Below are 12,867 nucleotides of genomic sequence, written 5' to 3' on the forward strand. Positions count from 1 at the left end.
GCCTGGACGGCGGCGCGCAAGGAGCTTGAACGGTCCGGCGGCGGCCAGGTACGATTGACACGATCCACTCGTCACTCATCGAGGTCCGCTCACTTGAACATTCCCGCTCATGCCCCGCTGCATCTGCTGCACACGGCCGCGGTCGGTACGCTCGCGACCCATGCGCGTCAGCCCGAGGGCTTTCCTTATCCATCGATGCTGCCGTTCGCGCCGGACGCGCGGCATCGTCCGACGATCCTCATCAGCCGGCTCGCCGAGCACACGCACAACCTGCATGCCGATCCGCGAGCCGGTTTTCTGGCCGTCGACGCGCCCGACGGCGACGTGCTCGGCGGCCAGCGCGTCACGCTGCTGGGCACTTTCGAGCCCGTCGACCCGACCGCGGAAGTCGTGCGGCGCTACCTGCGTTATCACCCGGACGCGGAGCGCTATCTGGTGCTGGGCGACTTCTCGTTCTGGACGATGAAGCTCGAGCGGCTGCGATATATCGGCGGCTTCGGCGCGATGGGTTGGCTCGACGGCGCCGAACTCGATCCACTGCCGCCGCTTGCCGCCGAAGAAGAGAACGCGCTGGTCGAGGAGTTCGACGCCCGGCTGGGTACCGCCAGCGCGGCGAAATTGCTCGGCGTCGACCGCTATGGCGCCGATTTGAAACGCGACGGCACTCGCCTGCGCATTCCATTCGACAGTGCCCGGTCCAGCCCCGAGACATTGCGCGCGGCGCTCGAAGTTTGCATCTGACGGCATCTCAATTAGGCATTAATGTTTTTCGAAGAAACACGCATACATCAGGCATGGCGCGCCTCTTCTATCTCAATAGAGCTTGGCTTATTGAGACAAAAGCTTTCATGCCATGAAATGTTAGTCCGATATAGACATCTTAAATCGCATTTTCTGATAGTTAATCTTATAAATAGGTAGTCAACGAGACTTTTCAGTGACATGCGAAATCATGCAATTGAAAGGCCGCGGTCAGACACGCTGGGCGCGGAAACCTTTTGAAACGAATTTGAATTAATTTTTTGCTTTCGCTTTTGCAGGCTTTCTATTTTGTGTTAATCTCGCCATCAAATTCCGAGGCATGAAACTTCAAAGGGTAAGCCGGCGTAAGACTGGCGGCCATTTATCCATACCACAAGGGAACCTATGTCTTCTTACAAGGAACTACTCGCGCAGCGCGAGAAGCTCGAAAAACAGATTGAAGAAGCGAAGTCGCGCGAATACGCGGAAGTGTTGAATGAGATCAAGCAGAAAATGGCCGACTACGGCATTTCGCTGAGCGAACTCGGCGGCGGCCGCGCACCGAAGGGCGGCGCTAAAGCCAGCCGTCCGCGCGCAGGCGTCGCACCGAAATACCGCGACCCGGAAAGCGGCAGCACGTGGTCCGGCCGCGGCAAACCGCCGCGCTGGATCGCCGGCCTGGATCGCGAAAAGTTTCTGATTCAGAAGTAATGCCGGTGGCCGGAAAGCCACGCTTCCGGTATGCATGTAATACGAATACTGGCAATGAGCAGCGCTTATAGCGCATTGCTCGATCTCAAAAAAGCCGCGCACCGTTCCGGGCGCGGCTTTTTGTTAAATAGCCGCCCCGATTTTTGTCGCAAGTACTTCAGGTAATTTGAAACGCGAATGCTTTTCGTTTAGATAAGCGACTGATTCAAAAGGATTTTTTGGCGGGCACTCGACGTGTTTCCGAGTTGCGGCGCGTACAATAACGAGATTGAACCTGTCTCGTTTTGCACATGCCGTCCGCCGCCATCGCCCAATCCGTCGAGAAACAGCGCGTTGCGCGCAAAAGCACGTTTGTAAGTATTGCGCTCAATACGGTGCTGATGACGCTACAAATCGTCATCGGAATGGTCGCGCACTCGCAGGCGCTCGTTGCCGACGGCGTCCATTCCTGCGCCGATCTGATTTCCGATTTTGTCGTGCTGATTGCCAATCGGCACAGCGGTCCAGAGCCCGATGCGGATCACAATTACGGACATAGCCGTTATGAAACGGTGGCTTCGTTATTTTTAGGCGCGTTGCTGATTTCGGTCGGTGTCGGCATGTTATGGGGTGCCGGCACGCGGCTCGCCAATCTGAAAAACATTCCCGCGATTCACGTGAGCGCGTTTGCAGTCGCGGCGCTGGTGCTGGTTTCCAAGGAGACGCTGTTTCGCTACATGCTGCGCGAGGCGACGCGCGTGCGTTCCGCGATGCTGATTGCGAACGCGTGGCATGCGCGCTCGGACGCGGCTTCGTCGCTGGTGGTGAGTATCGGCGTGATCGGCAGTCTCGCCGGTGTGCGGCTGCTCGATCCGATCGCGGCGGCGATCGTCGGCTTCATGGTCGCACGCATGGGCTGGACGTTCGGCTGGGACGCGTTGCAGGACCTGTCCGACCGGGCGCTCGACGTCGCTGCTGCCGCCGACATGCGCGCGCTGCTGCTCTCCACCCCTGGCGTGCGCGACGTGCACGAAATGCGCACGCGCAAAATGGGCGATTTTGCGCTCGTCGATGCGCATATCCTTGTCGATCCGCTGATTTCGGTATCGGAAGGGCACTACATCGCGGAGTCGGCGCGGCTGCGCGTGCTGAGCGACAAACGCGTGCTCGACGCGCTGATTCATGTCGATCCGGAAAACGATGTGCTCGCCCATCCGCCCATCGATTTGCCGCCGCGCGAGCGGGTGGTCGCCGAGGTCAACGCGGCGCTGGCGGCGGGCGGCCTGCACGCCGCGGCGGTGAATCTTCACTACCTGAGCACGGGACTCGATGTGGAGGTGATATTGCCGGCGGCGGCGTCATCCGGTGCCGGCGGCGCGGCGGATGCGGCCCGCATGCTGGATAGCGACGCGCAATCGCTCGGCCGCGTCGATCTGGATGCGCTCAAGCGCCGCCTGGGCGCGCGCAAACTGGATGTGCTGTTGCAGCGCGACGTGCCTGCCGCGCAAGTTCATACGACGGCGGAGGTCAGAATCAGCGCGGCCGCCGATCAGGCAAAGAGCACGGAGCCTCACAACGCCGCCTGAGTTCGGCTTTGGCCGCACTTCGGCTCTCACGCATCGAGCTTCACGTCACGGCCCGTGGTCCGCTCGCGGCGACTTCCCTCACAACGGCAACTGCGTGTCGAATTTGATCTCGCGCAGCACGACGCTCGTGCGCACCTGCGCGACGGCCGGAATCTTGAAGATGCGTTCGTGCAGAAAACTGTCGTATGCCTTGATGTCGGGCGCGACGATCTTGAGGATGTAGTCGGATTCGCCGGTCGTGCTGTAGCACTCGGTGACTTCGGGGCAGGTGGCGATTTCCCGCTCGAACTGCTCGACTCCTCCTTCGGTGTGACGGGTCAGGTGGATATGCGCGAGCGCGCAGACGTGCAGACCGAGCTTTTCGCGATCGAGCAGCGCCGTGTAGCGCTGGATCACCCCCGACTGCTCCATGTCCTTGATGCGCCGCCAGCACGGCGTGCTCGACAGCCCGACCTGGTCGGAGATTTCCTGCACGGAACGGCGCGCGTCGAGCTGGAGCAGGCGCAGGATCTTCTGTGAGAACGTATCGAGTGTCAACTGCGCCTCCGTTTGCGTCGCCTATCAACGCATGGTAGAGGGCGCGAAAACGAAACGCAATGTAAAACGGCTCCCGCGAGGGAGATCGCCCTGATTTACCTTTCGGGGGCGGCGTTTTGCCCTGTGCCGTCCCCATCATCCTTCATGTCCGCGGACACTGCGGGGTGGCTCGCGCGCAGCTCCTTCAGCATGTTGCAGAAGAGTGCGCCCTGTTCGATGGCGTCGTCGAGCGCGACGTGCGTATGCGGATGCTCGTCGAACCAGTGCTTCGGAAAGCGCGGCTTGATGTTCTTGCGGTACGGCAGGCCGGTCATCGCGAACGCGAGTGTCTTGATATCGAGCGCCGACCACGAAAACGGGCAGCGCCCGACGAAGCGCATCATGTACCAGAACATATAGGTGAAGTCGAAGCCGGCCGGCATCGCGACGAACACCGGTTTGCCCGGCAGCGCCTCGACCCAGTCGACATAGGCGGCGAGCGCCGCCTCGGGCGTCTGCAGATCCTTGCGGCAGGCTTCCCACGCTTCCGGCTGGGTCTTCCACCACGCTTCCTGTACCGGATGCGGCGCGGCGCCCTCGAGCAGCTCGAGGTTCGCCGAGAAGGTTGCGATCAACTGCTTGTCTTCGGTGTACGCGGCGGATGCGAAGCTCAGCATCGAATGCGGGCCGGGAATCGGGCCGTCCGCTTCGACGTCGGTGCTGACGTAGATCTCGCTGCTCATGCGCGCACTCCGTCGGCGACATAGGGATTGGTGCGACGCTCGGCGCCGAACGTCGAGGTCGGGCCGTGACCGGGCACGAAGGTCACGTCGTCGCCGAGCGGCCAGAGCTTTTCGCGGATCGAGCGAATCAGGTCCGCATGATTGCCGCGCGGAAAATCCGTGCGGCCAATCGAGCCGGCGAACAGCACGTCGCCGACCAGTGCGAGCCGGTGCGCGCGGCTGAAGAACACTACGTGACCCGGCGTGTGGCCCGGGCAGTGATAAACCTCGAGGGTTTCGTCGCCGAATTGCACGGTGTCGCCGTCCTGAAGCCAGCGGTCGGGCTCGAACGCGTCGGCGGGCGGGAAGCCGAAACGCGTGCTCTGGTCCGGAAGCTTGTCGAGCCAGAAGCGCTCATCGGGGTGCGGGCCTTCGATCGGCACGCCGTAATGTGTCGCGAGCGTCTTTGCGCCCGCGCAGTGATCGATATGACCATGGGTCAGAAAGACTTTTTCGACTGTCACGTTCTGGCGCGCGATCTCGCGCTGGATGACGTCGAGATCGCCGCCCGGATCGACGAGGGCCGCACGGCCGGTTGCCTCGCAAACGAGCAGCGAGCAGTTCTGCTGGAACGGCGTGACGGGGATCAGAGTGACTTTCATAGCTGGACGTCGCGCTGGAAAAACATTGATTGTACCGGCCTCGCGAGCGTCGCCGGAGTCCGCGCGAACGGGGTCGCGCATGGATCCACGAGGAGCTTTCGTCTGCCCATTTTTGCGATAAATGTGAAGATTGAGCAAGGTTTTGGCCAGCTCATGATCCCGGAAAATTCTTTTGGGTATAATGCAGCCTATGCACAGTAATTTGTGCTGCCACAAGGCGATGCGTCCCCATCAAAAGAGGGTACGCCGCTCGCCGTTCAAGTAAGGGCCGTCGGAGTTGTCGACGGCCATCCAGTATCGATGCGTTCGATGCACACGTCTTGCCCAGCCAGGCGCCGCGCGCCTGCTACGGACTTAACCGCCGTGACGCTGGGTGGGGCCTACGCCGCCGTTCCTGCGCGCTGAATTGCGCGCGCAAGAACGTGTTTGCCACGTTCGATGGCGGCATGTGGGGTCTGGTCAGGCTGCCGGGGACAGGTTGCGCCAGACGTGAAAATTAACCGTGCGGTAGCGGCTGAGTGAGCCGCATCCGGGCTTTGACGTACTGCGCTTTTCGGCGCGGCGTGTCGTCGTCCTTACCGCCGGAGTCGCAAGCAACACACCCAACTTTCTGGGTGACGCGGCTCGACAATCTGATTGCACGTCTTATGAAAACTCGGCTAACCCGCGGTCTGGGGACTGCTTTTGCCTTTTTTGTACTGGCCGGCTGCGCCACCCCTCCGGGCGCGTCCGACACCTCGGCGAACGACATGCCGCGCAGTACGAAAAATGTGAACTTGAGCTCCTTCGGACCTCAATCGTTTGGTAGCGCGCCGGCCTCCGGCGCGAGCACGCCAAACACGCCACTGGCCGATGCCCAACCGCTCAACGATGACGGCGTCGACATTCCGGACTTCCGTCAAACCGGCCGCGCATCGTGGTACGGACGCTTCTTCCACGGCCGCCGCACCGCCAACGGCGAGCGCTACGACATGCACGCGCTGACGGCCGCGCACCGCACGCTGCCGCTCGGGTCCTATGTGCGCGTCACCAATCCGGCCAATTCGCGCTCGGTCATCGTGCGAATCAACGATCGTGGCCCGTATGCGCGCGGCCGGGTGATCGATCTGTCGATGGCGGCCGCGGCCGTCCTCGACATGCGCCACAGCGGTACGGCCAAGGTGACGATCGAAGGACTGACGCAGCAGCAAGCGCGTGCCGAGTTGAACGAGACGCTGGCGTCGAATTCGGGTTCGGATGCGGGCAAGTAAGTTAAAACGGCGGTGCGTCTTCGTGCCGCCCGCGCGACACGGGCTTGGATCTGTCTGCGCGCCGCGTTTGCCGGGGTTCAGCCTGTAGAAAAAACGAGGGGCCGCATCATGCGGCCCTTTTCCTTTTATTCGCCCACATCGAGCCTTACGCGTCGGGCTTGTCTTCCTTCAGCGCCAGCGCACGCGTGTACAGCACGTTGCGTGACGCGCCGGTGAGCGCCGCCGCCACTTTCGCGGCGCTGCTCACTGTCAGTTCTTCCAGCAGCATGCCCAGCAACGCGTCGTGATCGTGTTCGCCGGCGGCTTCCTGTGCCGCGCCTTCGACCACCAGAACGAATTCGCCGCGCTGCCGGTTCGGATCGGCGGCGAGCCACGTTGGCCCTTCGGCCAGGGTGCCACGATGCAGCGCTTCATGTAACTTCGTCAGTTCCCGTGCGATCAGCAGCTTGCGCTCGCCGCCGAATGCGTCGGCGAGCGCCCGTACCGTTTCGACGATCCGGTGCGGCGCTTCGTAGAACACCATCGCATGCGGATGCGTCGCGAGTGTCTGCAGTGCGGCGGCGCGCGCCTTCGGCTTCGGCGGGAGGAAGCCGAGGAACGAGAACGTCGCGACCCAGTCGCCGGCCACGCTCAGCGCGGTTGCGAGCGCGCTTGCGCCGGGTAGCGGGATCACCGCGAAGCCGGCCTCGCGCACGGCGTCGACGAGTTTCGCGCCCGGGTCGGAGATGCCCGGCGTGCCCGCATCGGACACGTAAGCCACGCGCTCGCCTGCCTGCAGATGCTCGATCACGCGCTGTGCCGCGGCGCGCTCGTTGTGCTGATGCACGGCGACGAGCGGTTTCGAGATGCCGTAGCGCGCGAGCAGTTGGCCGGTGTTGCGCGTGTCCTCGGCGGCGATGCGGTCCGCGAGTCCGAGCACATGCAGCGCGCGCAGCGTGATATCGGCGATGTTGCCGATCGGCGTGGCCACCACATAGAGCGCGGCGGCGGGGTACTGCTGCCCTTGCGCGAGTTCGGAGAGAGGAGTCATGAGACAGAAGACGCAAACAGACGGAGCGAGGCCGCCATTGTGCCATGTGGGGTCGGGCGAATCAGGCATGGTGGAGCAGGGACGTGGATCAGTGAAGATGCCGGCGGTGACCGCGGCGACGCATACCGCGCAAGGAACCGGGCTGACCGAGGCGACCGCGCCAACAACCACGCGAACCGCGCCAACAACCGCATCCAGAGCAATACCCAAACCCGCCCCAGGGACTCCGCTAAAAACCCCGCACCTGCTCCACAACTTTTCTGCTGACCGTGGGTCCAAATCCGTCGGCGCGGCCTTCGAAGCACGCGCGCGCGAATTTCTTCAACGCCAGCGCATGCGCTTCATCGCGGGGAACGTTGCATGCCGAGGCGGTGAGATCGATCTCGTGATGCGCGATCGCGATGGCGCGCTGGTGTTCGTCGAAGTTCGCGCGCGGGCCCAGCGTCATTACGGCGGCGCGGCGGCCAGCATCGGCTGGCACAAGAAACGGCGCATCGTGCGCGCGGCACGGCACTACCTCGCGACGCGCGTCGCGGCAAGCGATAATCCGCGCGAGCAGCCCGCCTGCCGTTTCGACGTGGTCGCCTTCGACGGCGGCCGGCTCGTGTGGCTGCGCGATGCGTTTCGCGCCGACGAAGTCTGACGGCCCGCGCGGGCAACACGCGTGAGTGCGATAAACTTGCGCTCGCATGCTGGGGTTCGACGTCGCGCGCCGCGTTTTCCTCGCAGTTCATCGGCGGGACGCAGCCTGGCAATATGACTTCACAACACGGCCGCGCAGTGCGGTCCATTCGCGGTAGAAGATAGAGACTCGATGTCAGTCGAACGTATTCAACAACACTTCCGCGACAGCGCGGCAGTCAAACTCGAAGCCCTCGAGCTCCTGTCGATGCCGATCGCTGCGGCGGTCGACACGATGTTCGCCGCGCTTGCCAACGGCAATCGCATTCTCGCGTGCGGCAACGGGGGGTCGGCCGCCGACGCGCAGCATTTCGCCGCCGAACTGATCGGCCGCTTCGAGCGCGAGCGGCCAGGCTTGCCGGCCCTTTCCCTGAGCACCGACACCTCGGTGCTTACCGCCATCGCCAACGACTACTCGTTCGAACAGATTTACGCGAAGCAGGTCTGGGCGCTCGGTCAGCCGGGCGACGTGCTGCTCGCGATCACGACGTCCGGCAATTCCGCGAACGTGCTCGCCGCGATCGAAGCCGCGCACGAACGCGAAATGATCGTCGTCGCGCTGACCGGCAAGGGCGGCGGACGCGCGCAGGAAGTGCTGAGCGATACCGACATCCACGTGTGCGTGCCGTCCGATCGCACCGCGCGTATCCAGGAAGTACACCTGCTGACCATCCACTGCCTGTGCGACGGCATCGATGCCATGTTGCTCGGCGAAGACTGAGACTGATTTCGAAGGAGAGCTAGTTGATGAGCGTATTCCGCGTCAAGAAGACACTGGTGAGAACCGTGCTGGTGGTGGGATTCGCGGCGGGGCTGTCGGCCACGCTGCAGGGTTGCTTTCTCGCCGTCGGGGCCGCGGCGGGCGGCGGCGCGCTGATGGCGACCGACCGCCGCACGCTCGGCGCGCAGACCGAGGACCGCGAAATTCAGGTGAAGGCGCTGGCACAGATCAGCCAGAATCTGCCGGACTCCGCGCACGTCAACGTGGCGGTGTTCAACCGTCGCGTGCTGCTGACCGGCGAGGTCGCGGGCGACGCGTCGAAGCAGCGCGCCGAGAACATCGTGCGCGGTCTGAACAACGTGAATACGATCGTCAACGAACTGGCGATCATGCCGGCGAGTTCGTTCTCGTCGCGCACCAACGACACGTATCTCGAGACGCGCGTGAAGACCGCGCTGATCGCCGAGAAGAATATTTCCGCGAACAACTTCAAGGTGGTGGCCGAGCGGGGCAACGTGTATCTGATGGGCCTCGTCACGATGGACGAGGGCAATCGCGGCGCCGACGTCGCGAGCCGGGTGCCGGGCGTGGTCCAGGTCGTGAAGGTATTCCAGTACATCCAGCCGCAGGAAGCGGCGGCCGCTGCCGCCGCGGCGGCGACCGCGCCGGTGGCGGCATCGCAGCCGGAGGCGAGCGAGCCGACGGTCGACGCGATCCCCGATTCGTCGGTGAGCGCGCGGCCGCTCGAACAGCAGGCGCCCGCGCCGGTGAGCAACTCGACGTCGGTGCATCCGGGTAATCCGAAGGCGGTGCCGTGACGTGGGTTGTGGCTCGCGCTGCGAGTCGGCTTAGGGTTCGCGCGAGCGTCGCGCGGGCGCTTGTCGTTGGTGGCGTGCTGGCGGGCGCGGCGACGCCGGTCGCATACGCGGCCGAGGCACCGCGTGGCCAGCAGGTCGCCAATGCGAATGCGTGCATGGGATGCCACGCGGTAGACCGCAAACTCGTCGGCCCGTCGTTCCAGCAAATCGCCGCGAAATACAAGGGCGATGCGCAGGCGCCGGCGAAACTCGCGCGCAAGGTGAAGGACGGCGGCTCCGGCGTGTGGGGCATGATTCCGATGCCAGCCCATCAATCGATGAGCGATGCGGACATTCACTCGGTGGTCGACTGGGTGCTCGCGGGCGCGCCGCCCAGATGAGGTTTTCCCGAGGCCGGAGGCTTGGCAAAAGGGAAAACGGCTGTGCTAGAATTATCGGCACGTTGGGGGGGTAGCTCAGCTGGGAGAGCGTCGCGTTCGCAATGCGAAGGTCGGGAGTTCGATCCTCCTCCTCTCCACCAATAAAATCAAAGGGTTACAGGTAATTTGCCTGTAACCCTTTTGTGTTTTTACGGTCTGGGTAACCGCCATGTAACTGAATTTGGTACACGCCAATCCATATAGATCTCACTTCCAGGCGAGCGGTGGGACCGCTTACGGTTCGCGCGGGTTTGCACGAACGCCTGAGGTTTCCTGCGTAGGTCATCGAACCCAACTGATCCATACCACTCTTTCCATGATCGACATGACCTATCCGACCAGCGTGGTGGTGAGGGTCTTGCCGGATGGAGATTTGTCGCGGCAGAAGTAGTTACTGCCACACGCGATTCATGAAGAACTCAACATCTCATGAAAAACTTCGTCGGCCACCTGCCGAATCTCGTGAAAGAACGCGTCGACAAGACTCGAGTTCTGCGATGCTGGCATGCGACAAAGCTGGAAGCGAAAGTACACCTCTGGTTCGAAGCGGCGCAGCACGATGCGGTCCTGCATGCCGCCGCCGAACAGCGGATGAATCAATGAGACACCCACGCCCGAGGCGACGAATTCGCATACGCTTGGCGCATTGTCGGTTTCGAGTACGATATTCAGGCGGACGCCGTGATCTTCAAAAACGGTTTCCACCAGCTGGCGCGTCTGGCTCATGAAGAAGAATGTGACGAACGGCACGTTGTCCAGGTCGCGTGGGCGAATCACCTTCTTTTTGCACAACGGATGCGAAGGTGGGAGTGCACAGACGAGTGCGTGTTCCATCAGCGGCTCCCGCACGAGGTAAGTGTTATCGACCAGGCCGTGCACCAGGCCGAGATCGAGCTGGCGGGTAACGAGCCATTCCGTCACGATCTGCGAACTGCGCGAGTGGATCGCCAGTGTGACGTCAGGGTGCGTTTTCAGGAAATTGAGCGAGACACGCCGGATGAACGAGCCGGCCAACGCGGGGAGGCTACCGACGGTCAGGTGGCGCTGCTCGTCGCGGCGGATCGAGTCGATGGCCTGCTCGAGCTGTCGCAAGCCGGCGAAGATACGGTCGATCTCCGCGTACAGACGCATCCCCTGGCGCGTCGGTGCGAGCTTGCCCCGAACGCGATCGAACAAGGTCAGGTCGGAACTGTACTCGAGGTGGGTCAGCATCTTGCTGACGGCCGGTTGCGAGATATAGAGGATTTCGGCGGCACGGCTCACCGTGCCTTGTTCTATGACGGCCTTGAACGCTTCGATCTGTCTCAGGTTCAGCTGACGCTTCATGCATCACCCTATCGAATCAATTTATAGGAGCTAGTGCTTGAATGGGATGATGCATCGAAGGTTATGGCATCTGCAATGCGATATTCCGCTCCCGGGCGATCCACTGGACGGTTATCGGTAAATCGAAGGCGTGAGCCCAGGCTACCGGGCGCTCACCGCCGGCGCGTTCGATGATCGATCGTCGAGGACCAGCGTACCAAGACAAGCCATCAGGGTGGACAGATCACCCGAAGCCAACGCATCGACGGCATCGAGCACCTGACTCTGTTGTCCCCCGGTTGCAATCAGTCGGGTGGCCGCGCGGAATTTCGCCTCCAGCTGCGCCCAGGTGAGCGGGTTTGTCGCTTCGCCGCCCGGCGCGGTGACATCAGATGTGAAGTGCTGTCCCGCGCTCGTCACCGTGACACGCGCCAACGTCTGCGCGGGGAAGCAGGCATCGAGTTCGGAATCCAGCCTCAGCGTCACCTTCTCCGCCAACGCGCTAACGTCATCACGGAACAACTGCTCACGCGTGAGGGGCAGCAACGCCGACGGACCGACTATTCCCACAAGGGCCAGGCAATAAGGGATGCTGTATTGAACTTCAACGAGATTCGCCGGGTGCGACGTATTCAGGATGCGCAGCGCGCCACCATGAATCGCGACTTCGATCGAGTCGACGCAGCGCATATCGATGCCGTGTTGCTGGACCAGCGCTAATAGCGCATCGAGAGGCGCATGCACGTGGCGGCAGCACGCGTGGAGTTTGAAATAGACGTTGCGGATGTGCGCGGCCTCGCCCAGTCGGAGCTTGTCGGGAAAGCGGTAGTGGCGGGCACTGTCGAGGATATTGCGGGGCCCGGTATGTCCAGCCTGGGCTATACCGAGCGCCATGAGACCGGTGACAACCGACCAGGGGATGCCTTCCTTGACGTCGCTCCCCTCCGGGTCGGGCGTGCGAGGTGCGGGAGCGCTTGCGAACGACTGGTTCGGCGCGCTCTCTCCCGCAATCGCGAGTGCATGCTCCAGTACGTCGCGTGACGTCTGGCGCAATGCGGCGGCCGTGGCGACGACAGCGTACGCGGACCACGTGCCCGTGTTCCCGTACGTGAGGCGTGCGGCGCCGATCGTCACGCCAACCTCGTAGCCGATGACGATGGCGCTAACGATTTCTTCGAGGGTGGCGCCGGTTTCCTCGGCAACGGCGAAGGCGGTCGGGATTACCGCCGCTCCCGGATGGCCGCGGGCGAGACGGTGACCGTCGTCGAGATCGAGCGCCGACGCCGCGGCGCTATTGGCCCACGCGGCACCGATAGCGGACCCGGACAGCCCCGAGAACCAGATGGATGAACGTCCCACGCCGAAAGTTTCGAGCGCCATGCCACGCACGGCGACTACACCTGGCTCGTGAAGACCCGCTACCGCCGCGCTCAACAGGTCGAGGATGCACCTGAATGCGGCTTGCCTCGCGGGTTCACTCGCACGCTGTCCGCGGGCCGCCACCACGTATCCGGCAATGTGCGTCGCCATACCGTTGGCGCGGATGGAGTCCGTGGCGCCTGTCACGAGTTGAGTCGCCGCCTGCGACCGTTTGCCTGATGCAACCATGATGTGATGAGCTGATTCGTTGAGTTGTGGCCTTGATCTTGTGATCGTGCCTTCGACCTGTGAGACGAACCCGAGACTTCCTCGTGAAGGCGGCTGCCGCTGCCGCTGCCGCGCCGCG

At 62.9% G+C, this 12,867-nt stretch carries 14 protein-coding genes and 1 tRNA gene; 9 read left to right on the forward strand and 6 right to left on the reverse strand.

Going from position 1 to position 12,867, the window contains the following annotated elements:
- The first annotated feature begins 93 nt into the window (after positions 1-93).
- The 3 genes from QM685_RS01800 (at position 94) to QM685_RS01810 (ending at position 3,017) form a co-directional block, all read left to right on the forward strand.
- Positions 94-741 carry a HugZ family protein gene (locus tag QM685_RS01800; protein WP_415112130.1) on the forward strand — a complete coding sequence of 216 codons (648 nt, stop codon included), beginning with the start codon at positions 94-96 and terminating at the stop codon, positions 739-741.
- Positions 742-1,146: 405 nt separating this feature from the next.
- Positions 1,147-1,452, forward strand: a complete 306-nt coding sequence (locus QM685_RS01805; RefSeq protein ID WP_129956792.1) for an H-NS family nucleoid-associated regulatory protein — start codon at positions 1,147-1,149, stop codon at positions 1,450-1,452.
- 290 nt (positions 1,453-1,742) lie between these two features.
- On the forward strand, positions 1,743-3,017 hold the full coding sequence (locus tag QM685_RS01810; RefSeq protein WP_415112131.1) for a cation diffusion facilitator family transporter: 1,275 nt from the start codon (positions 1,743-1,745) through the stop codon (positions 3,015-3,017).
- A gap of 78 nt (positions 3,018-3,095) precedes the next feature.
- On the opposite strand, the gene QM685_RS01815 is transcribed toward QM685_RS01810, so the two are convergent.
- The 3 genes from QM685_RS01815 to QM685_RS01825 all read right to left on the reverse strand — a co-directional run bounded on the left by QM685_RS01815 (position 3,096) and on the right by QM685_RS01825 (position 4,917).
- Positions 3,096-3,554 (reverse strand): Lrp/AsnC family transcriptional regulator, encoded by a 459-nt coding sequence (locus QM685_RS01815; RefSeq protein WP_012431468.1) that lies wholly within the window; start codon positions 3,552-3,554, stop codon positions 3,096-3,098.
- A 95-nt stretch (positions 3,555-3,649) separates the two neighbouring features.
- Positions 3,650-4,276 carry an exonuclease gene (locus QM685_RS01820; protein WP_415112132.1) on the reverse strand — a complete coding sequence of 209 codons (627 nt, stop codon included), beginning with the start codon at positions 4,274-4,276 and terminating at the stop codon, positions 3,650-3,652.
- Positions 4,273-4,917 (reverse strand): MBL fold metallo-hydrolase, encoded by a 645-nt coding sequence (locus QM685_RS01825; RefSeq protein WP_415112133.1) that lies wholly within the window; start codon positions 4,915-4,917, stop codon positions 4,273-4,275. Before QM685_RS01825 ends, QM685_RS01820 begins: the two co-directional genes overlap by 4 nt.
- A gap of 647 nt (positions 4,918-5,564) precedes the next feature.
- On the opposite strand from QM685_RS01825, the gene QM685_RS01830 reads away from it, so the two are divergent.
- The gene (locus QM685_RS01830; protein WP_415112315.1) at positions 5,565-6,167 is read left to right on the forward strand and encodes a septal ring lytic transglycosylase RlpA family protein; all 603 of its coding nucleotides are present in this window, start codon (positions 5,565-5,567) and stop codon (positions 6,165-6,167) included.
- 145 nt (positions 6,168-6,312) lie between these two features.
- On the opposite strand, the gene rsmI is transcribed toward QM685_RS01830, so the two are convergent.
- A complete protein-coding gene (gene rsmI, locus QM685_RS01835) occupies positions 6,313-7,197 on the reverse strand; it encodes a 16S rRNA (cytidine(1402)-2'-O)-methyltransferase (protein WP_415112134.1) in 885 nt (294 codons plus the stop codon).
- 97 nt (positions 7,198-7,294) lie between these two features.
- Here rsmI and QM685_RS01840 point away from each other — a divergent pair, with 97 nt between their 5' ends.
- The 5 genes from QM685_RS01840 (at position 7,295) to QM685_RS01860 (ending at position 9,937) form a co-directional block, all read left to right on the forward strand.
- On the forward strand, positions 7,295-7,840 hold the full coding sequence (locus QM685_RS01840) for a YraN family protein (protein WP_415112135.1): 546 nt from the start codon (positions 7,295-7,297) through the stop codon (positions 7,838-7,840).
- Positions 7,841-8,011: 171 nt separating this feature from the next.
- Positions 8,012-8,599, forward strand: coding sequence for a phosphoheptose isomerase (locus QM685_RS01845; RefSeq protein WP_415112136.1), 588 nt, complete (start codon positions 8,012-8,014; stop codon positions 8,597-8,599).
- Positions 8,600-8,625: 26 nt separating this feature from the next.
- Positions 8,626-9,417: a BON domain-containing protein gene (locus QM685_RS01850; RefSeq protein ID WP_415112137.1), complete on the forward strand. Its 792-nt coding sequence runs from the start codon at positions 8,626-8,628 to the stop codon at positions 9,415-9,417.
- A gap of 8 nt (positions 9,418-9,425) precedes the next feature.
- Positions 9,426-9,797, forward strand: a complete 372-nt coding sequence (locus QM685_RS01855) for a c-type cytochrome (protein WP_415112317.1) — start codon at positions 9,426-9,428, stop codon at positions 9,795-9,797.
- 64 nt (positions 9,798-9,861) lie between these two features.
- A tRNA-Ala gene (locus QM685_RS01860) sits at positions 9,862-9,937 on the forward strand.
- 307 nt (positions 9,938-10,244) lie between these two features.
- Here the strand turns inward: QM685_RS01860 and QM685_RS01865 are convergent.
- The gene (locus QM685_RS01865) at positions 10,245-11,162 is read right to left on the reverse strand and encodes a LysR substrate-binding domain-containing protein (protein WP_415112138.1); all 918 of its coding nucleotides are present in this window, start codon (positions 11,160-11,162) and stop codon (positions 10,245-10,247) included.
- A gap of 141 nt (positions 11,163-11,303) precedes the next feature.
- A complete protein-coding gene (locus QM685_RS01870; protein ID WP_415112139.1) occupies positions 11,304-12,749 on the reverse strand; it encodes an MmgE/PrpD family protein in 1,446 nt (481 codons plus the stop codon).
- Between the last annotated feature and the right edge of the window lie 118 nt (positions 12,750-12,867).

Source organism: Paraburkholderia sp. (assembly GCF_047605525.1).
Lineage (GTDB): Bacteria > Pseudomonadota > Gammaproteobacteria > Burkholderiales > Burkholderiaceae > Paraburkholderia.

Bases quoted from the DNA above. Each gene is read 5' to 3' on its own strand.
- QM685_RS01840 (WP_415112135.1), top strand. From the start codon at position 7,295: ATGCCGGCGGTGACCGCGGCGACGCATACCGCGCAAGGAACCGGGCTG.
- QM685_RS01870 (WP_415112139.1), bottom strand. From the start codon at position 12,749: ATGGTTGCATCAGGCAAACGGTCGCAGGCGGCGACTCAACTCGTGACA.
- QM685_RS01850 (WP_415112137.1), top strand. From the start codon at position 8,626: ATGAGCGTATTCCGCGTCAAGAAGACACTGGTGAGAACCGTGCTGGTG.
- QM685_RS01820 (WP_415112132.1), bottom strand. From the start codon at position 4,276: ATGAGCAGCGAGATCTACGTCAGCACCGACGTCGAAGCGGACGGCCCG.
- QM685_RS01865 (WP_415112138.1), bottom strand. From the start codon at position 11,162: ATGAAGCGTCAGCTGAACCTGAGACAGATCGAAGCGTTCAAGGCCGTC.
- QM685_RS01825 (WP_415112133.1), bottom strand. From the start codon at position 4,917: ATGAAAGTCACTCTGATCCCCGTCACGCCGTTCCAGCAGAACTGCTCG.
- QM685_RS01810 (WP_415112131.1), top strand. From the start codon at position 1,743: ATGCCGTCCGCCGCCATCGCCCAATCCGTCGAGAAACAGCGCGTTGCG.
- QM685_RS01830 (WP_415112315.1), top strand. From the start codon at position 5,565: ATGAAAACTCGGCTAACCCGCGGTCTGGGGACTGCTTTTGCCTTTTTT.
- QM685_RS01805 (WP_129956792.1), top strand. From the start codon at position 1,147: ATGTCTTCTTACAAGGAACTACTCGCGCAGCGCGAGAAGCTCGAAAAA.
- QM685_RS01845 (WP_415112136.1), top strand. From the start codon at position 8,012: ATGTCAGTCGAACGTATTCAACAACACTTCCGCGACAGCGCGGCAGTC.
- rsmI (WP_415112134.1), bottom strand. From the start codon at position 7,197: ATGACTCCTCTCTCCGAACTCGCGCAAGGGCAGCAGTACCCCGCCGCC.